Annotated in this window: 19 protein-coding genes; 10 read left to right on the forward strand and 9 right to left on the reverse strand. The window is 67.5% G+C overall.

Annotated elements, in window-relative coordinates:
- Positions 1–93: 93 nt before the first annotated feature.
- Positions 94–519 carry a VOC family protein gene (locus AABF56_RS19925; protein WP_272807266.1) on the forward strand — a complete coding sequence of 142 codons (426 nt, stop codon included), beginning with the start codon at positions 94–96 and terminating at the stop codon, positions 517–519.
- On the opposite strand, the gene AABF56_RS19930 is transcribed toward AABF56_RS19925, so the two are convergent.
- Positions 502–1227 carry a sulfate transporter family protein gene (locus AABF56_RS19930; RefSeq protein ID WP_272807267.1) on the reverse strand — a complete coding sequence of 242 codons (726 nt, stop codon included), beginning with the start codon at positions 1225–1227 and terminating at the stop codon, positions 502–504. The genes AABF56_RS19925 and AABF56_RS19930 overlap by 18 nt on opposite strands.
- 155 nt (positions 1228–1382) lie before the next feature.
- Between AABF56_RS19930 and AABF56_RS19935 the strand changes: the two genes are divergently transcribed.
- Positions 1383–3413 carry a HAMP domain-containing methyl-accepting chemotaxis protein gene (locus AABF56_RS19935; RefSeq protein ID WP_272807268.1) on the forward strand — a complete coding sequence of 677 codons (2031 nt, stop codon included), beginning with the start codon at positions 1383–1385 and terminating at the stop codon, positions 3411–3413.
- A 107-nt stretch (positions 3414–3520) separates the two neighbouring features.
- Here AABF56_RS19935 and AABF56_RS19940 read toward each other — a convergent pair whose 3' ends face one another.
- A complete protein-coding gene (locus AABF56_RS19940; protein WP_272807269.1) occupies positions 3521–4186 on the reverse strand; it encodes a GntR family transcriptional regulator in 666 nt (221 codons plus the stop codon).
- 192 nt (positions 4187–4378) lie between these two features.
- On the opposite strand from AABF56_RS19940, the gene AABF56_RS19945 reads away from it, so the two are divergent.
- The 3 genes from AABF56_RS19945 (at position 4379) to AABF56_RS19955 (ending at position 7571) form a co-directional block, all read left to right on the forward strand.
- Positions 4379–5410: a trans-3-hydroxy-L-proline dehydratase gene (locus AABF56_RS19945; RefSeq protein ID WP_272807270.1), complete on the forward strand. Its 1032-nt coding sequence runs from the start codon at positions 4379–4381 to the stop codon at positions 5408–5410.
- A 209-nt stretch (positions 5411–5619) separates the two neighbouring features.
- Complete coding sequence (locus tag AABF56_RS19950; protein ID WP_272807271.1) at positions 5620–6297, forward strand: FadR/GntR family transcriptional regulator; 678 nt, start codon at positions 5620–5622, stop codon at positions 6295–6297.
- Positions 6294–7571 carry a CynX/NimT family MFS transporter gene (locus AABF56_RS19955; RefSeq protein ID WP_272807272.1) on the forward strand — a complete coding sequence of 426 codons (1278 nt, stop codon included), beginning with the start codon at positions 6294–6296 and terminating at the stop codon, positions 7569–7571. The genes AABF56_RS19950 and AABF56_RS19955 overlap by 4 nt, the downstream gene beginning before the upstream one ends.
- On the opposite strand, the gene AABF56_RS19960 is transcribed toward AABF56_RS19955, so the two are convergent.
- The 4 genes from AABF56_RS19960 to AABF56_RS19975 form a co-directional block, all read right to left on the reverse strand.
- Positions 7535–8248 carry a 5-formyltetrahydrofolate cyclo-ligase gene (locus tag AABF56_RS19960; RefSeq protein ID WP_244770456.1) on the reverse strand — a complete coding sequence of 238 codons (714 nt, stop codon included), beginning with the start codon at positions 8246–8248 and terminating at the stop codon, positions 7535–7537. The two genes, AABF56_RS19955 and AABF56_RS19960, sit on opposite strands and share 37 nt — an antisense overlap.
- Before the next feature lie 57 nt (positions 8249–8305).
- On the reverse strand, positions 8306–9472 hold the full coding sequence (metB, locus tag AABF56_RS19965) for a cystathionine gamma-synthase (RefSeq protein WP_272807273.1): 1167 nt from the start codon (positions 9470–9472) through the stop codon (positions 8306–8308).
- Positions 9473–9591: 119 nt separating this feature from the next.
- Entirely contained in the window at positions 9592–9939 is a 348-nt protein-coding gene (locus tag AABF56_RS19970) for a DUF488 domain-containing protein (RefSeq protein WP_272807274.1), read from the reverse strand.
- A complete protein-coding gene (locus AABF56_RS19975) occupies positions 9911–10546 on the reverse strand; it encodes a carbonic anhydrase (protein WP_272807275.1) in 636 nt (211 codons plus the stop codon). The genes AABF56_RS19970 and AABF56_RS19975 overlap by 29 nt, the downstream gene beginning before the upstream one ends.
- Positions 10547–10907: 361 nt before the next feature.
- Between AABF56_RS19975 and rnk the strand changes: the two genes are divergently transcribed.
- Together rnk and AABF56_RS19985 are read left to right on the forward strand one after the other, a co-directional pair.
- Positions 10908–11333 carry a nucleoside diphosphate kinase regulator gene (gene rnk, locus AABF56_RS19980; protein ID WP_244770344.1) on the forward strand — a complete coding sequence of 142 codons (426 nt, stop codon included), beginning with the start codon at positions 10908–10910 and terminating at the stop codon, positions 11331–11333.
- A 155-nt stretch (positions 11334–11488) separates the two neighbouring features.
- A complete protein-coding gene (locus tag AABF56_RS19985; protein ID WP_272807276.1) occupies positions 11489–12019 on the forward strand; it encodes a hypothetical protein in 531 nt (176 codons plus the stop codon).
- 17 nt (positions 12020–12036) lie between these two features.
- On the opposite strand, the gene gdhA is transcribed toward AABF56_RS19985, so the two are convergent.
- From gdhA to AABF56_RS20000, 3 genes are all read right to left on the reverse strand, one after another.
- A complete protein-coding gene (gdhA, locus tag AABF56_RS19990) occupies positions 12037–13392 on the reverse strand; it encodes an NADP-specific glutamate dehydrogenase (protein ID WP_272807277.1) in 1356 nt (451 codons plus the stop codon).
- A gap of 89 nt (positions 13393–13481) precedes the next feature.
- Positions 13482–14633 carry an HPP family protein gene (locus tag AABF56_RS19995; RefSeq protein ID WP_272807540.1) on the reverse strand — a complete coding sequence of 384 codons (1152 nt, stop codon included), beginning with the start codon at positions 14631–14633 and terminating at the stop codon, positions 13482–13484.
- Positions 14634–15035: 402 nt separating this feature from the next.
- Positions 15036–16007, reverse strand: coding sequence for a GlxA family transcriptional regulator (locus tag AABF56_RS20000; protein WP_272807278.1), 972 nt, complete (start codon positions 16005–16007; stop codon positions 15036–15038).
- Between the two features lie 123 nt (positions 16008–16130).
- Here AABF56_RS20000 and AABF56_RS20005 point away from each other — a divergent pair, with 123 nt between their 5' ends.
- The 3 genes from AABF56_RS20005 (at position 16131) to AABF56_RS20015 (ending at position 18407) form a co-directional block, all read left to right on the forward strand.
- A complete protein-coding gene (locus AABF56_RS20005) occupies positions 16131–17282 on the forward strand; it encodes a DJ-1/PfpI family protein (protein WP_272807279.1) in 1152 nt (383 codons plus the stop codon).
- A gap of 163 nt (positions 17283–17445) precedes the next feature.
- On the forward strand, positions 17446–17889 hold the full coding sequence (locus tag AABF56_RS20010; protein ID WP_272807280.1) for an SRPBCC family protein: 444 nt from the start codon (positions 17446–17448) through the stop codon (positions 17887–17889).
- A 44-nt stretch (positions 17890–17933) separates the two neighbouring features.
- The gene (locus AABF56_RS20015) at positions 17934–18407 is read left to right on the forward strand and encodes a VOC family protein (protein ID WP_272807541.1); all 474 of its coding nucleotides are present in this window, start codon (positions 17934–17936) and stop codon (positions 18405–18407) included.
- Positions 18408–18415 lie beyond the last annotated feature (8 nt).

The following is an 18415-nucleotide window of genomic DNA, read 5'->3' on the forward strand; positions in this document are numbered from 1 at the left end:
CATACAGATTGTATGTTTAAAGCGCCGGCAAATCCAGCGAAACCGTACGTGGTTTGCCGTCCGACATGTGGAAAACGGAAAAGGAGCAACCCGATGAAGACGACCAGCTATTATCCGGTGATCATGACCGACGACGTGGCGGGCACCGCCGCCTTCTACGAGAAGCATTTCCGCTTCGAGGCCCTCTTCACCAGCGACTGGTACATCCATCTCCAGTCCAGCGAGGACGAGAAGGTGACGCTCGCCGTGCTCGACGGCAGCCACGAGACGATCCCGGCCGTCGGCCGCGGCAAGGTTTCCGGCCTGCTGCTGAACTTCGAGGTGGAGGACGTCGATGCGGTCTATGAGGCGGTGCGCGCCGCCGGCCTGCCGATCCTGCGCGACATCCGCGACGAGGACTTCGGCCAGCGCCACTTCATCACCGCCGATCCGAACGGCGTGATGATCGACGTGATCAAGCCGATCCCGCCGAACGCCGACTATGCGGCCATGTACGACGCGTCAGTTCTGCCGCAGTGAAAAGCCGGGGTCCTTGCCGCTCAGCGCCTTGTGGAGATGCACCATGAGGCCGGCGGCAAAGAGCGGCGTCAGCAGGTTGACGATCGGGATCGCCAGGAAGGCGGCAATGAGCAGGCCGGCCATCAGCACCGTCGCGGCGTGCTTGGCCCTAAACAGGCGCGCCTCCGCCGGCGGGCGGTGGCGCATCGCCGCGAACTCGAAGAACTCCCGGCCGAGCAGGTAGCCGTTGACCAGGAAGAAGGCGACGAGGTTGATGCCGGGGATGAACAGCAGGAAGAGCGCGAGAAGGTTGCCGAGGATGACGATGCCGAGGAACTTGACCGAGCCGGCGATCGCCTGGCCCATCGGCAGTGCCCGTCCGGGCGCCTGCGCGGGATAGTCGCGTTTCTCGATGACCTCGGCGACGTCGTCGAGGAAGAAGCCGGCGATGATCGCCGTCACCGGCGCGAGCAGGAGGGCGAGCCCGAGCGCGAGGCCGATGCTGGCGAGGATGCCGAAGACGAAGGTGAGCCAGCCTGCCCATTCCGGCAGGTCGGGCATCATCATGCCCTGCAGAAAGGGCCAGGCGAAGGCGATGAAGGTTTCCCGAAGGCCGAACCACAGGACGATGAGCGCGAGAAGGGTGAGGCCGATGACCTTCCAGAACACGCCCCGCGTCTCGGGGGCGAAGAGATTGGCGAGCGAAAGGCGGGCGGCGTTGAGGATCATCGAAAACTCCTGTTCGCTTGCGCATGTAGGGTGTGGAAAAGCGGCCGGCAAGGCAGGAGGTCGGGACTGTTCATTAAGCCGGCGTTAAACGACCGCTCCTAAACTTCTGCGCATCCGCACGAAGCCGTGCCGCCGAAGACAATCAGGGAACTGTCATGCGTAATGTCCGGATCAGCAGGCTCCTGCCCGCCCTCTTCGTCCTCATGGTCGTGCTGGGCGCCCTGCAAGGCGCCGTCGCCTTCCGCTCCCTCTCGGCGATGACTGGCCATATCGAGCGCATCGGGGCGGAGCGCATGCCCGAGATGAGCCGCATCCTGCAGCTCAGCCACGCCTTCGCCGAGCTCAATGCGATCTATTCCGAACACCTGCTCTCGATGGATCCCGACGAGATCGGCCGTATCGAGGGGCGGATCAAGGAGCGCGCCGATGCCTTTGCCGGCATGGTCGACAGCTATGGCGCGGCCAACAGCGGCAACGCCGCCACGGCCACGGAAGTCGACGGCATCAAGGCGGCGCTGAAGACCTATCTCGACGACGCCGCAAAGCTCATCCAGTTCTCCGCCATCGCCGCCAAGGGGCCGGCGCTGGAGGTCTACAAGGGGCCGATGCAGGCGAGCGCCGACGCGATCAGCGCCTCGCTGGGCGACCTTGTCGCCAGCACCCAGAAGGTCACCGACGAGACGATCCTTTCGGCGCGCAGCGAGGAAGGCTCGGCCTTTGCGCTGACCTGGGCATCGCTTGCCATCTCCATGGGCCTGGCGATCGCCGCGATCTTCCTCGTCAACCGCCGCGTCGTCAGGCCGCTCACCGGCCTTGCCGGCGCGATGAAGAAGCTGGCGGACGGCGATACGGCGCTCGCCATTCCCCATGCCGACCGCAGCGACGAGATCGGCGAGATGGCCGGCACCGTCGCCGTCTTCCGCGACAATGCCGCCGAGCGCCAGCGCCTGGAGCGCCAGAGCGACGAAGACCGCCGCCGGGCCGAGGGCGAACGCCAGGCGCGCGAGGCCGAGCGCACCCGCGACAGCGGCCGCGTGCAGGAGGCCGTCGCCAGCCTTGCCGATGCGCTCGGCAGGCTTGCGAGCGGCGACATGACCTGCCGCATCGAAAAACCCTTCGACGGCGACCTCGACCGGCTGCGCGAGGATTTCAACGCCTCCGTCTCGCGCCTCAGCGATGCGCTGCGCGAGGTCGGCGAGAATGCCCGTGCGATCGATGCCGGCGCCAGCCAGATCCGCGCCGCGGCCGACGATCTTTCGCGCCGCACCGAGCAGCAGGCCGCCTCCGTCGAGGAGACCGCCGCCGCGCTGGAACAGATCACCACCACTGTCAGGGATTCCACCCGGCGGGCGGAGGAGGCGGGCCAGCTCGTCGCACGCACCCGCTCGGGTGCGGAAAAATCCGGCGAGATCGTGCGCCGCGCCGTTTCGGCCATGCAGGAGATCGAAAAGTCCTCCAGCGAGATCACCAGCATCATCGGCGTCATCGATGAGATCGCCTTCCAGACCAACCTCCTCGCCCTCAATGCGGGCGTGGAAGCGGCCCGGGCGGGCGAGGCCGGCAAGGGCTTTGCCGTCGTGGCGCAGGAGGTGCGCGAGCTCGCCCAGCGCTCGGCCAAGGCCGCCAAGGAGATCAAGGCGCTGATCACCACCTCGGGCGAGCAGGTGCGCTCCGGCGTCTCCCTCGTCGACGATACGGGCTGCGCACTGCAGGCGATCGTCACCGAGGTGCAGGAGATCAACGGCCACGTCCAGGCGATCGTCGAGGCGGCGCGTGAGCAGTCGACCGGCCTCCAGGAGATCAACACCGCCGTCAACGCGATGGACCAGGGCACGCAGAAGAACGCCGCCATGGTGGAGGAGACGACCGCCGCAAGCCACGGCCTTGCCTCCGAGGTCCAGGCGCTCAACGCCCTGATCGGCCGCTTCAATGTCGGCGGCAGCGCGGCTGCCGGCCGTACCGTGCACGCGCCGCACCTGCATGTCGTGTCGTCCGCCGCCACCCCGCCGCCCGTTGCGCCCGCCCCGGCGCCGGCTCGCAAGTCGCCCGGCCAGTGGAACGTCAAGCCGGCCACCGGCGGCTCGCGTCCCGTCACCTCGCCGGCCCTGGCGCTCGGCGAAAAGCTGGCAGGCGCCCTCGGCGTGCGGCAGGACAAGGGAAACGACGGGGACTGGGAAGAGTTTTGACGAAAGGCGGTGCCGGCGGTTCCCGCTCGCGCCGCGTCGGTCTTCCGGCCGATAGGGTAGTCCAAGGCAGGCGCTGCTGACAAACGAATGGCCGGGGAGCCTTCCGCTCAGCCGCGCTGCTCCCGCAGGAACGTCATCAGCGATCGGCCGGCATCGAGGATGTGGTCGCGCGTCAGCCGCGAGGCGAGTTCCGCATCGCCCTGTTCGCAGGCGGCAAGGATCGCCTCGTGCTCGCGCCCGGCGCGCGGCACGCCGTTGGTGAAGGTCAGCTGGGCGCGAAGATACCGGTCGATGCGGTCGAGCGAGGAGCGCACGCTCTGCAGATAATACGGCCGGCGCGAGGCCTCGTAGAGGCTGTAATGGAAGTTGCGGTTGATCTCGCCCCAGCGGTGCGGGTCGGTCTCCCGGTCGAAGGCATCGCAGTAGCGCCGCGCCTTTTCCAGCGTTTCCCGGTCGAGATTGGGCACGGCAAGGCGGATGACCTCCGCCTCGATCAGCGCGCGGAACTCGAAGATCTCCTCGATCTCCTCGACCGACAGGCCGGCCACCACGGCGCCCTTGTAGCGCTGGGTGGTGATGAGGCCGTGCTGTTCCAGCCGTGACAGGGCCTCGCGCACGGGGATGCGGCTGATATTGAACATCTGCGCGATCTGGTCCTGCCGAAGGTTCTCGCCCTCGGCAAGGTCGCCCTCGATGATCGCCTTGCGCAGGGCCTCGTAGACGATATCGGCCGCCGAAGCGGCCTGCCTGACATCGACGGCAGCAAATTTCATCACGTCGAACCCCGGTGGAATGAAGCGATCGGTCATAGGTCGAAACCGGGAGCGGGGCAACAGAGCCCTGCCGCGGCGACGCCGTGAAGAACGCGATTGTATATTGGATCCAATTTTTCTATGAAAGCGGGATCGCGTCGGCAATTCAAGCCTGCAACGCGCCGAAACAGCCTGGAAAACCGGAGAAGAACCATGCGCAGCAGCAAGGTCATCCACATCGTCTCCTGCCACGCCGAAGGCGAGGTGGGCGACGTCATCGTCGGGGGCGTCGCCCCGCCGCCCGGCAAGACGCTGTGGGAGCAGCGCAATTTCATCGCCGCGGACAAGACCCTGCGCAATTTCGTGCTGAACGAGCCGCGCGGCGGCGTGTTCCGCCACATCAACCTGCTCGTGCCGCCGAAGGATCCGCGCGCCACCATGGGCTTCATCATCATGGAGCCGGAGGACACGCCGCCGATGTCCGGCTCCAACTCGATCTGCGTCTCCACCGTGCTGCTCGACAGCGGCATCGTGCCCATGGTCGAGCCGGAGACCCGCATGGTGCTGGAGGCGCCGGGCGGGCTGGTGAATGTCGTGGCCGCCTGCCGCAACGGCAAGGCCGAGCGCATCACCGTCACCAACGTGCCCTCCTTTGCCGACAAGCTGGATGCGAAGCTGGAGGTGGAGGGCCTCGGCACGCTCACCGTCGATACCGCCTATGGCGGCGACAGCTTCGTCTTCGCCGATGCCCGCGCGCTCGGCTTCGCCGTGACGCCGGACGAGGCGCGGGAGCTTGCCGAGACCGGCATCCGCATCACCAGGGCGGCCAACGAGCAGCTCGGCTTCACCCATCCGGAAAACCCGGAATGGAACCACATCTCCTTCTGCCAGCTGACGCTGCCGGTGGAGGAGCGCGACGGCGCGCTGCACGGCCGCAACACCGTCGTCATCCAGCCGGCCAAGCTCGACCGCTCGCCGACCGGCACCGGTTGCTCGGCCCGCATGGCCGTGCTGCATGCGCGCGGCCAGATCAGGCTCGGCCAGAGCTTCTCCGGCTATTCGATCATCGATTCGCGTTTCGACTGCCGCATCGTCGGCGAGACCACGGTCGGCGGTCGTCCGGCCATCGTGCCGGAAATCTCCGGCCGCGCCTGGATCACCGGCACCAGCCAGGTCATGCTCGACCCGGACGATCCGTGGCCGGCGGGCTATCGCCTGGCCGATACCTGGCCGCGCAAGCAGTAATCCCCTCTGCCTGTCGGCATCTCTCCCACGGAGCAGGAGTTTTTTCACTCTTTGCGTTTGGGGCGGGGCGGGCGTTAAAACCCTTCCGCCTCGTGGGAGGGGGCCAGCCGAATGCGATCGGGCCTGATAAAAAGGTGTCCGAATTCATTTGACCGTCGTCCGGAAGCGGGCTAGTCATAAAGTCATCTGATGACTTTATGACTGACGCCATGCACTCTCTGAGCAAGATCAATCTCGCCGACACGGCCGTGGAGGCGATCCGCACCGAAATCCTCGGGCGCCGCTGGGCGGTGGGCGCCAAGCTGCCGAACGAGGCGGCGCTCTCGGCCATGCTCTCCGTCAGCCGCGGCACGGTACGCGAGGCCGTGCGCGTCCTCGTCTCGCAGGGCTATCTCGAGACGCGGCAGGGCTCCGGCACCTATGTGGTCTCGACGGCGGATACCGTGCGTCCGCTCGGCATGGCCCGGCGCGCGGGCCTGCGGGACCAGTTCGAGGCGCGCCTGGCGCTCGATGTGGAGGCCGCGCGGCTTGCGGCGCTGCGCCAGACGCCGGCCGTCATCGCCGGCCTTCGGGCCCTGCTTGCCGCACGCGGCCCATACGCGGAAAACGACAAGGCGGATTTCATCGCCCGCGATTTCGCCTTCCACCAGGCCGTCATCGCCGCCTCGCGGAATGCGGTGCTGATCGGCATGTACGATTTCTTCTCCACGCTCATTGCCGAAACCATCGAGGCGACCCTCGGCCAGGACCTGCCGGAACCCGACATGGCTGCCCATGTCGCCATCGTCGATGCCATCGAGAGCGGCGATCCGGATGCCGCCGATGCCGCCGTCCGACGCTTCATGGCGCCGGTCCTGTCCGCCCTCGACCGGTTGCTGATGTCATGACCCATCTTGCCGAAAACGATCCCGGCGCGATCGACCTGATCGACGCCGAAGCCGACAGCGTGCCGGCGCCCGCTCCGCACCGGCCGAAGGCCGCCGCCGCGCGTTTCCTGCTCGGCGCCAGCCTCGTGCTCATCGCCTTCAACCTGCGGCCGGTCTTTTCCAGCGCCTCGGCGCTGCTGCCGGAGATCCGCGACACGCTCGGCCTTTCGGCCACCGGCGCCAGCGTCCTGACGACGCTGCCCGTCGTCTGCCTCGGCCTGTTCTCGCCGCTGGCGCCGCGCCTTGCCCAGCGCATCGGCACGGAGCGCACGCTGCTCCTCGTCGTCTTCCTCCTAGCGCTCGGCACGGCGCTGCGCGGCCTTTCCTCCGTTCCGCTGCTTTTCCTCGGCACGGCGCTCGCCGGCGCCTGCATCGCGGTCGGCAACGTGCTGCTGCCCGGCCTCGTCAAGCGCGATTTCCCCGACAAGGCAGCGCTGATGACCGGCTGGTACACGATGGCGCTCTGCGCAGGCGCGGCGAGCGCGGCCGGCCTGACGCTGCCGATCGAGCATGCGCTGGGCGGTTCGCTCGATGGCGCGCTCGCCATCTGGGCGCTGCCGGCGCTCGTCGTCGGCTTCCTGTGGCTGCCGCAGGTGCTGGCGACGCGCAGGCAGGCCACGCGCACCGGCTTCCGGGTCGAGGGGCTGTGGCGCGACAGGCTGGCGTGGCAGGTCACGCTCTTCATGGGCCTGCAATCGGCGCTCGCCTATTGCGTCTTCGGCTGGCTGGTGCCGATCCTGTGCGAGCGCGGTCTCGACGGCGTCACCGCCGGGGCCATCGTGTCCGTCTCCGTCATGGTGCAGGCCGCGTCCTGCCTCGTCGCGCCGCATATCGCCGTGCGCGGCAGGGACCAGCGGCTGATCAATGTCGTGCTCTGCGGCCTGGCCGTCGTCGCCCTTCTCGGCCTGCTCTTCGCGCCGCTCTCCACGGTCTGGATCTGGGCGGTGCTGCAGGGCATCGGGCAGGGCGGGCTGATCGCGGTGGCGCTCACCGTCATCGTGCTGCGCACGCGCGATCCGCATGTGGCGGCGCATCTGTCCGGCATGGCGCAATGCGTCGGCTACCTGCTCGCCGCCATCGGCCCGCTGATCGTCGGGCTCATCCGCGGCTGGACCGGCAGTTTCGCCTGGAGCGCCGTGCTCTTCGTGCTGCTCGGCCTCGGCGCGGCGGTCAACGGCTGGTTTGCCGGCCGGGCGCTCTACGTCAAGGCGCGCACGGTGGAAACGTCCGCCTGAGGCGCGGGGCGCACGGTGCCGGTTTCCGTCACGATCAGGTCCATCGGAATGTCGTGCAGCTGCGGATAGATCGTCTGAAGACGCGCCGCGCTGTAGCCGAGGCCGATGACGCGCGGCCGGGCCGGCATGGCCGCCAGCGTCCGGTCGAAGAAACCGCCGCCATAGCCGAGCCGGTAGCAGGCGGGATCGTAGCCGACGACCGGCGAAAGCACGATATCGGGCAGGACACGGTTGCGCTCGGCCGGTATCGGGATGTTCCAGACACCGCGGGAAAGCGGATCGCCCGCCTGCCAGAGATGGAATTCCAGCGGCCTTCCCTTCTCGACGACGACCGGCAGCGCCGTGCGCCCGCCTCGCCTCGCGACCTCGGCAAGCAGCGGTCGCAGGTCCGGCTCGCCGCGGAAGGGCCAGTAGGCGCTGACGACGCGTCCCTCGACATCGCCGATCTCGGCCAGGATGCCGGCGGCGATCGCCTCGCCTTGGCGCGCCCGCATCTCGGCCGGCACGGCGAGGCGCGCGGCGATCAGGCGTTCGCGTTCGTTTCTGCGCCAGCGGTCGACATCCGTCCAGGCCTGCCGGTCGAGCGGGCCGGGCAGGCCCGTGTAGCGGGGGTCGACCTCGTGCATGAAGCAGGCTGGCGAGGCGAAGGTGGCGGGAATGTCGTCATCGGCCTCCATCATGTCCTCCCTTTCGACAGTGCAGGGCGTCTGCGGGCAAGTGCGAATGAAAACACGTCAACAGCCTGAAAGACCGGCTTCGAGCCCGGCGAGCAGGTCGTCGGCATGCTCGAGCCCGACGGAAAGCCTGAGCAGCCCGTCGCCGATACCGGCCCTGCCGCGCGCTTCCGCCCCCATGTCGACATGGGTCATGGTGGCGGGATGCGCGACAAGGCTTTCGACGCCGCCGAGCGATTCGGCGAAGGTGAAGCAACGCACCCCCTTCACGAAATGCCGCACTGCCGGAACGCCGCCGGCAAGCTCGAAGCTCATCATCGCGCCGAAACCCCGCTGCTGGCGCGCGGCGAGCGCGTGGTCCGGATGGTCGGCAAGGCCGGGATAGTGCACGCGGGAAACGGCGGGATGCGCGCAAAGCCGCTCGGCGATCGCCATGGCATTGCGCTCCTGCGCGGCCATGCGGGCAAACAGGGTCCTGAGCCCGCGCAGCGTCAGCCAGGAATCGAAGGGCGCGGCCGTCGCGCCGGTGACGTTGGCCCAGTGCTTCAGGCCGCGGGCTTCCTCCGCATCGGCCGCGATCACCGCGCCGGCGATGACGTCCGAATGGCCGTTGAGGAATTTCGTCGTCGAATGCAGCACATAGTCGGCGCCGAGCGACAGCGGTTTCTGCAAGGCGGGCGAGAGGAAGGTGTTGTCGACGGCGACGCGCGCGCCTGCCGCCCTGGCAAGGCCGGCGAGGGTGGCAATGTCCACCACGCGCATCAGCGGGTTGCTCGGGGTCTCGACCAGCATGAGCGCCGGACGGTCGAGGAGCGATGCCTTGACGGCCCCGATATCCGACTGGTCCACCAGCCGGAGCGAGAGCTGGCCGAGCGCGGCGCGCGCTTTCAGCAGGCGCATCGTGCCGCCGTAACAGTCGTGCGGCGCCAGGACCAGGCTGCCGGCCGCAAGCCGCCCGACCAAGAGATCAACGGCCGCCATGCCGCTCGGCGTCATCACCGCGCCGGCCCCGCCTTCCAGCGTGCTGATGGCATCCGCCAGGAGATCGCGCGTCGGATTGCCGACGCGGCCATAGTCATAGGCGCGCGGCGTGTCGAAATCCGCGAATTCATAGGTGGTGGAAAGGTAGAGGGGCGGGGCCACCGCGCCGAAGGCGGTGTCGCTCGCCACGCCATGCGCCACGGCAACGGTTTCCGGGTGAACTTCGATCGCCGTTCGCTCGGACATCGATGCCTGCTCCTCATGTTACGAGGAGAAAATGGCCGGCTTGCCGGTCCCTGACAAATGAATTCTCTTGCAGCCAGCCAGCAAGAATTTTGCAGTCATTGCCGGACCGCGCGGGGGCTTCAGGTTCCCTCCTTGAGGACGTCGGCCAGCACGGCCGCATGGTTGAATTCCCGGTTGCGCGCGCCGTAGAGCAGCGTGACCGTGCCGGCCTCGGCGCGCTCGCGCAGGTCCTCCAGCGCCGGATTGCCCTGCAGCTCCTCCCGGTAGCGCGCCTGGAATTCCGGCCAGCGCTCCGGCTGGTGGTTGAACCATTTGCGCAGCGCGGAAGAGGGCGCCACATCCTTCATCCAGAGGTCGAAGCCGGCCTTTTGCTTCGAGAGGCCGCGCGGCCAGAGCCGGTCGACGAGGATGCGTGTCCCGTTCGCCGGATCGGCTTCGTCATAGATGCGCTTGATCGCCACCGGCATGGGCTTGCCCTCCCTTTCTGCCGCTCACCGTGCATTTGAGATCAGAAAGCAGCCCGTCCTTCAAGCCGTAGACCCAGCCGTGGATGGAAACGTCGCGGCCGGCCTGCCAGGCCGCCTGGAGGGTCGGCGTGCGGGCGAGCCGCTCCACCTGCGCGGTGATCGAGGCTTCGCAGAGCCGGTCGAGGTCGGCATCGCTCCAGGGCGTGCATTCCCGGCATGCGAAGCGCCGGTCCGCCACGTCGCGGACCGGCTGAAGCCAATGGTCGATGAGGCCGAGGCGCTCGCCGCTGACGGCGGCGCGGATGCCGCCGCAGCCATAGTGCCCGCAGATGATGATGTGCTTCACCCCGAGCTGGTGCACGGCATATTCGACCACGGACAGCATGTTGAGGTCCGCCGGATGGATGAGGTTGGCGACGTTGCGGTGCACGAAGACCTCGCCCGGCTCCAGCCCGGCGATCACATTGGCCGGCACGCGGCTGTCGGAACAGCCGATCCACAGATAGTCCGGCTGCTGCAGATTGGCGAGGCGGTCGAAATAGTCGGCCTTCTCGGCCTTGCGCTCGGCGGACCAGGTTTTGTTCCGGGCGAAAAGGTCTTCGATCATGGCGTGGCTCCGGCGCTTGGGGGATGAGGCGTTCTCCGTGCCAACCTGGCTTCTGTCAAATCGCCAGACCGTCGCAGGGGCGGCGTTCGGCCGCGCCGCGGCGTCTCGGCTTGACTTTGCCCGTGCCCTCAAGCCATCATGGCAGCATGACCACGACGCAATCCATTGCCCGGTTCTTGAAACGGTTGTTTCCTCTCGCAGGACACTAGCCCCTCGGCTTGGTCGCGTCGCGCCCCGGCCGTGGGGCAATGGCGGTTTCGTTTCAGCACGAAAGCCGCTCCGGAAAAGCGCGACATTCCCCCCAATCCTTGATTTTCCGCGTGCCCGCCGGGCCGCGAAGACCCCGCGCCGTGAGGTTCCCATGACCGCGAAGACCAAGGCCATCCGGCCGCCCGCCATCACCATCGCCCGCTCCGAACACGCGCGCCTGTCGAACCTTGCCGACATGCTGGCCGAGCGCGACCCGCACGCCGCCGAGCAGCTCGCCGTCGAGCTCGACCGCGCCAAGGTCGTCGACGACGCCCGCATGGCGCCCGGCATCATGCGTATGGGCTCGGTCGCCGAGTTCCGCATCGACGACGAGCCGCCGCAGACCGCCGAACTCGTCTTCCCGAAGGATGCCGACATTTCCCGCCAGCGCATCTCCGTGCTGACGCCGGTCGGCGCCGCCCTGCTCGGCCTTTCGGCCGGCCAGTCGATCGAATGGGCCGCGCGCGACGGCAAGGTGCGGCGGCTCAGCGTCATTGCCGTGCATGCGGCGGTGCCGGATGCGGCCGAGGCCTCCTGAGGGTCGTCTGCCGTGAAATTCCTGTCCTTCTTCCAGTCCGGGCGCATCGGAGGCTGCCTCGTCGCAGGATCGTGACCCCCTGTGCCGCAGGTGCGGCCAGGGGGCGTCTCCACCACGGGTTTTCAGGCCGCGCTTGCGCGCGGGCAGGATGGAGAATGGCTATGGGACGCGATCCCGCTATGCTCACGGCAAGAGATGGATATGTGCTGGAAAAGATGCTGCGCGACTGGCCGCCGCTGACGGAGGAATGGCTGGCGCTGCTGAAGCGCAAGCTGTCGGGCGGCCGCCTGCCGGCCGGGGCGCGCGTCCCCGCCGACCTCGCGATGATCGATGCGCGCGTGACGTTCCGCTGCGAAAGCGGACTCAGCGATACCCGCACGCTTTGCCTGCCGCGCACCTATGCGCCGGGCAGCGCCTTCCTGCCGGTCACGACCTTCTACGGCCTTGCCCTGCTCGGCCTGCGCGAAGGCCAGGCGATGACCTTCGACCGGCCGGAAGGCCGGCGCGACTGGATCGTCCTGGAAAAGGTGCTGTTCCAGCCGGCAGCCGGCGGCCCCGTGCCGGAAGCGCCGGCAGAAGCGGCCCGCGCGCCCTTCCGGGTCATCGCCGGCGGCCTCACTGAGCGCGCCTTCACGGCGGCCAATGAAAACGGCCCCGGACAGGGTCCGGGGCCGTCGGCTGCCTGAGGATCGGCGTAGGGCGATCAGATCACGCCCTGCGCGCGCATGGCTTCGGCGACGCGCGTGAAGCCGGCAATGTTGGCGCCGAGCACGTAGTTGCCCTTGGCGCCATATTCCTCCGCCGTCTCGGCGCAGCGGTCGTGGATGCCCTGCATGATCTGGCCGAGCCGTTCGCGGGCCGTCTCGAAGCTCCAGCTGTCGCGGCTGGCATTCTGCTGCATTTCCAGCGCCGAGGTGGCGACGCCCCCGGCATTCGCCGCCTTGCCGGGGCCGAAGAGCACGCCCGATTCCTGGAAGGTCCGCACGGCTTCCGGCGTCGAGGGCATGTTGGCGCCTTCGGCGACGGCGATGACGCCGTTCTTGACCAGCGTCTTGGCATCCTTGCCGGACAGCTCGTTCTGCGTGGCGCAGGGCAGCGCCACGTCGCAGGGCACGTCCCAGATCGAACCCTTGCCGGCCGGGATGAAATGCACGCCGGCCGTCTTGGCGCGGGCATATTCCGACATGCGCTCGCGGCGCACTTCCTTGATCTCCTTGACGAGCAAAAGGTCGATGCCCTCTTCATCATGGATGTAGCCGCTGCTGTCCGAGCAGGCGACGACCCTGGCGCCGTACTTGATGGCCTGCTCCATGGCGTAGATCGCCACATTGCCCGAGCCCGAGACGGTGACCCGCTTGCCCTCGAAATCGGTGCCCCTGGTGGAGAGCATGGCCCGGGTGAAATAGACCGCGCCGTAGCCGGTCGCTTCCTTGCGCACCAGCGAGCCGCCATAGCTCAGCCCCTTGCCGGTGAAGACGCCGGCCTCGAAGCGGTTGGTCAGGCGCTTGTACTGGCCGAACATCCAGCCGATCTCGCGGCCGCTGACGCCGATGTCGCCGGCCGGCACGTCGGTGTGCTCGCCGAGATGGCGGTGGAGCTCCGTCATGAAGGACTGGCAGAAGCGCATGATCTCGCCGTCCGAGCGGCCTTTCGGGTCGAAATCCGAGCCGCCCTTGCCGCCGCCGATCGGCAGGCCCGTCAGCGCGTTCTTGAAGATCTGCTCGAAGCCGAGGAACTTGATGATGCCGAGATTGACGGAGGGGTGGAAGCGCAGGCCCCCCTTGTACGGCCCCAGCGCCGAGTTGAACTGCACGCGGAAGCCGCGGTTGATCTGCACCTGGCCCCTGTCGTCGATCCACGGCACGCGGAAGATGATCTGGCGCTCCGGCTCGCAGATGCGCTCGATCAGCGCGTCCGTCAGGTAGTCGGGATGTTTGGAGACGACGAGCCCGAGGCTTTCCAGGACCTCGCGCACGGCCTGGTGGAATTCCGGCTCGGCAGGATTGCGCTGCAGCACCTGGGCAAGGATCGGTTCAAGCTTCTCGTCGACGGTCGCCATGGCGACACTCCTTTCGTCTCGGTCTCACATCTCTTGGGAAGGCCGCCGGTCTGGCGCCGGCAGGCCCGGGTGACATCGTCCGGGCATGGTCAGATGCCCTGCCCGTGGCCGCCCATCAGGCCCGTCGGGCCGGTCTGGGAGAGGCTTTTCGCGAGCGTGGCCAGAAGATCGGTCTGGGAAATGATGCCCACCACACGGCGCTCCTCGTCCACGACGACGACGGCATGGATGGAACCGTCCGTCAGCCGCGGCAGGAGGCCGATGGCCGGGTCCGAGGGGCGGGCGGTCGCCGCCTCGGAGACGGGCAGATGGGCGTTCGGCGCCATGGCGGCCAGTTCCCGCAGCCCCACGGTGCCGAGAAGGCGCCGGTCGGCGTCGAGCACGGGCAGCGTGCGGATGTCGTGATCGAGCAGGAGGCTGCGGGCCTCGTCGGCCGTCGCATCGCGCGCCACCGTCACCACGTCGCGCGACATGATGTCGGCCGAGGTCAGGTCGCCGCGCTGGCGCAGCAGGGCCTGCTGTTCGACCTGGCGCAGCAGCGTATCGAGGTCGGCGCGGCTGATGTCCAGCGTCTCGTTGAGGCTGGCGATGGCGGCGTCGATGTCCTCGGTGTTGAAACCGACGCGGAAGGCGGCCGGCGGATCGGCGGTCTTGTGCGTGTTGACGGGCGTGATCGTCTGGCGGTGCGGATACTGCCGCCCGGCCAGCCGGTGGAAGATCATGCCGAGCGCCACGAGGATCAGCGAGTTGATGGCGATCGGCACGAGCGGAAACCAGAAGCCCGCCCGGCTGACCGCCGCCCCGCCGATGACGGCGGTGAGCGCGGCCGCCCCGCCGGGGGGATGCAGCGAGCGGGTCAGCGACATGACGAGGATCGCCAGCGCCACGGCAAGGCCGATGGCGATGGCCGGATCCTTCACCAGCGTGGTGACGGTGACGCCGACAAAGGCGGAGATCGTGTTGCCGCCGACGATCGACCAGGGCTGGGCGAGGGGGCTGGCGGGCACGGCGAAGAGCAGAACCGCGGAGGCGCCGATGGGCGCGACGATCAGCGGCAGATGCGGATCCTGCCCCATGACGAAGCCGCAGACGAGCCCGGTGAGGCAGATGCCGATCAGGGCCCCGAGGCAGCCGATCAGCCGCTCCTTGAGCGTGGCGCCGGCAAGAATCGGCGCGAACAGCTGAAATTTGGACGCAGTGCCCGTTTTATGGGCATCGTGTTGAGGCGGGGCCACGATGATCCTGACCGTAAAAAGGCAAATGATTATTTTGCAGGCTTATGTGCCTATCGCGCCCATCACGCAAGGGCGCAAGGGGAAGATTCTGTTTTGCCGGAAAGGAAGGGGAGGGCTTTGCGCACGGACGACAAAACTCGGCAGGCCCGGGCTTTCTTGACGTTTCGGAAAACCGGAGCGGGAATTGGCGCGAGGGACTGCCGCCTATCGAGAATCGCCTCGAAGGACGCGTGCTGGCAGGGACAGGCGCGGGATCCCGCATGGCATGCCGAACGGGATTCGAACTGCAACTGTATGATCGAACACAAGCGTAAGCCTGCTGTCCTTGTCTGGCCTTCCCGAAGCGGTCAGTTTCCTTCCGGCCCCTGAACTATCGGTCAGCGCATCTCCAAAGCCGCATTTCAGCGCTCAGAGCGCGGCGTGCATGTCGCGGAAGAGGCGCGGGGTGACGCCGAAGCGGCGCTCGAAGGCTTCGGCGAGGCGCGCAGGCGGGAAGAGGCCGACTTGTGCCGCGACCGATTTCAGCGACAGCCCGCGTGAAAGAAGCATGCGCGCGGTGTCGAGCCGGGCGGTCTCGACGAAGCGGGCCGGCGTCTCGCCGGTCGCCGCCGCGAACCTGCGATGGAAGGTGCGTTCGCTGAGGCCCGCGCGCGCGGCGAGCGAGGGCACGTCCAGGGCCAAGTCGAGGTTCGACTGAATCCAGCCGATCAGGTCGGCAAACGGGCTGTCGCCCTTCACCTGCGCCTTGAGAACCGGGCTGAACTGCGACTGGTAGCCGGGCCGACGCGCATAGAGCACCAGCCGCTTGGCGACCTCGCCGGCAATCGCCGCGTCGAGATCCTGCGCGACCATCGCCAGCGCCATGTCGATGCCGGTGGTCACGCCCGCCGATGTCCAAAGCCTGCCGTCGATGACATAGAGCGAGTCGGGATCGACAGTGACCTTGGGAAAGGCCTTGGTGAAGGGCTCGCAGGAATCCCAATGCGTCGCGATGCGATGCCCGTCGAGCAATCCGAGCGCGGCCAGCACGAAGCCGCCGGTGCAGACCGCGCCGAACCGATCCGCCGTCGCGGTCAGTTGCGGCAGGGCCTTTCGCAGAGCCGGATCCGCCATCGCCTGCAGGAGGGGTTCACGCTCGGCCCCGACGACCAGCACGGTCTGGATCTCCGCCGATCGAAGTTCGGCAACCGGCCGGGTCTCCATCGCAAGGCCGCTGCTGCTCTCGACGGCGCCGCCGTGAGCGGATGCGAGCACGACCCTGTAGAACGCAGGTTTCCCGCGCTGGCCCAGGGCGCGATTGGCGCCGTTGAAGACCGAGGCCGGCCCCGAAACGTCGAGCAGCTCGAAACCCGGATAGACGATGAAGACAACGTGGTGCATTGGCGGAAATTACCATGTCTTTGTCATTCCTGCCAAATGCTCCCGCTGCTAGGATTCAAACCAGACGCGGCGGAAGGACGGACAGCTCGGAGGCGTTTCCGCTCCTGTCCGGGAGGTATACCCATGTCGAAAGCCTGTCTGATCTGGTGCGGTATCGGCTTGATCATCCTGTCGATGGCAGGTTTCGGGGGCTGGCTGCTCAGCCTGCCGGCAACAACGACGGCGGCGGTCGCGCCGCTGGTCCCGCAGGAAGAGGCGGACGCCATGCTCGCTTCGCTCCGGCCGGCGAAGCGTGAACGTCCGCTGGTCGCGGTGATCGGCATCAACGACGCCACCGAGACGACCGACTATCTCGTGCCCACCGGCATCCTGCGACGCGCCGACGTGGCCGACGTGGCGATGCTGGCGACCGATGCCGGCCCGGTGCAGCTCTATCCGGCGCTCGCGGTCGAACCGGATGCGACGATCGCTGAGTTCGACGCCGCGCATCCCGAGGGTGCCGACTTCGTCATCGTGCCTGCCATGAGCCGCGACGACGATCCCGCGGCAATCGCCTGGCTCCGGGACCAGGCGGAGAAAGGCGCGACGGTCATCGGCATCTGCGCCGGCGCGAAGGTCGTGGGAGCGGCGGGCCTGCTCGACGGCAAGCGTGCGACGACACACTGGTATTATCTGGCCGAGATGCTGAAGCGCAGCCCGACGATCCGATATGTCGCGGACAGGCGGATGGTCGCGGACGCGGGTGTGGCGACGACCACCGGCATCTCCGCCTCCTTGCCGATGATGCTGACGCTGGTCGAGGCGATCGCCGGACGGGTGAAGGCGGAAGCGGTCGCCCACGATCTCGGCTTGGAACAATGGGATGCGCGGCATGCGAGCGCTGTGTTCCGGCTCACCCGCCCGTTCGCGACGACGGTGCTTGCCAACAGAATGGCCGTCTGGAACCGGGACGAGTTCGGCATCCGGCTGGAGCCGGGCATGGACGAGGTGTCGCTGGCGCTGGTTGCCGACGCATGGTCGCGAACCTACCGGTCAAATGCGACGAGCTATGCCGGCTCTCCGGACACGGTAGTGACCATGAACGGCATTCGCATCGTGCCCGACCGGGCGGGCACGAACTGGCCGGAAAGCCGGCGCGTATCGACCTTTCCCGACCGCAAGCCGGCCGATACGCTCGACCTCACGCTTGACACGATCGCCGCGCGCCATGGCACCGGCACCGCCAACGTGGTCGCCATGCAGCTCGAATATCCGCGGCATATCGCGAGCCGGTGAAGGAATCGGCCGACGTCAGATTTATTCCGATGTCATGTCGGACTCATTCTGCTTCGTTCGTCTTAACTGCATCGGGCAACGACTGGCTGCCCGCAAGGTGCCCCGACAGAGGAGGCGGGCACCCGACCGAACACACGATGAAACCGAACCACAGGAGAGCATCATGCCCAGCACGATCCGTCTGCACCGCGTCATCGCCGTCAAACCGGAAAAACTCTATCGCGCATTCCTCGAACCGGACGCGGTCGCAAGCTGGCTTCCGCCCTACGGGTTCCTCTGCTCCGTCCACGAACTCGACGCGAAGGTCGGCGGCCGTCACCGGATGTCGTTCCGCAACTTCACGACGGGCGAGAGCCACTCTTTCGGCGGCACCTATCTGGAGCTCGTTCCGGGCGAGCGCCTCGTCTACACCGACAGTTTCGACGACCCCAACCTGCCGGGCGAGATGACGGTCACGGTGACTCTCAAGGCCGTGTCGGTCGGCACGGAAATGAACATCGAGCAGCAGGGCGTGCCGGATATCATCCCCGCCGAGGCCTGCTATCTCGGCTGGCAGGACTCGCTGGACAAGCTCGCGAAGCTCGTCGTGCCCGAGATCAACCAGTAGGCTCGGCGCTTACGACCGGAAAACGAAAGGAAAAGCAAATGACGATCGCCAAGAACACCATATGCCTCTGGTACAACGGAGATGCCGAGGCTGCGGCCAACTTCTACGCCGAGACGTTTCCCGACAGCTTCGTGAGCGCGGTCCACCGCGCGCCCAGCGACTTCCCGTCCGGCAAGGCCGGCGACGTGCTGACGGTCGACTTCACCGTCGCCGGCATTCCCTGCATCGGCCTCAACGGCGGCACGACATTCAAGCACAGCGAAGCCTTCTCGTTCCAGATCGCCACGGACGATCAGGAGGAGACGGACCGCTACTGGAACGCCATCGTCGGCAATGGCGGCCAGGAGAGCGTGTGCGGCTGGTGCAAGGACAAATGGGGCATCTCCTGGCAGATCACCCCGCGCACGCTGACCGAGGCAATGGCCGCCGGCGGCGCCGAGGCAAAACGCGCCTTCGAGGCGATGATGGAGATGAAGAAGATCGACGTCGCCGCGATCGAGGCGGCCCGGCGCGGCTGACGCGCCGG

This window comes from Shinella sp. WSC3-e (assembly GCF_945994535.1).
Taxonomy (GTDB): Bacteria; Pseudomonadota; Alphaproteobacteria; order Rhizobiales; family Rhizobiaceae; genus Shinella; species Shinella yambaruensis.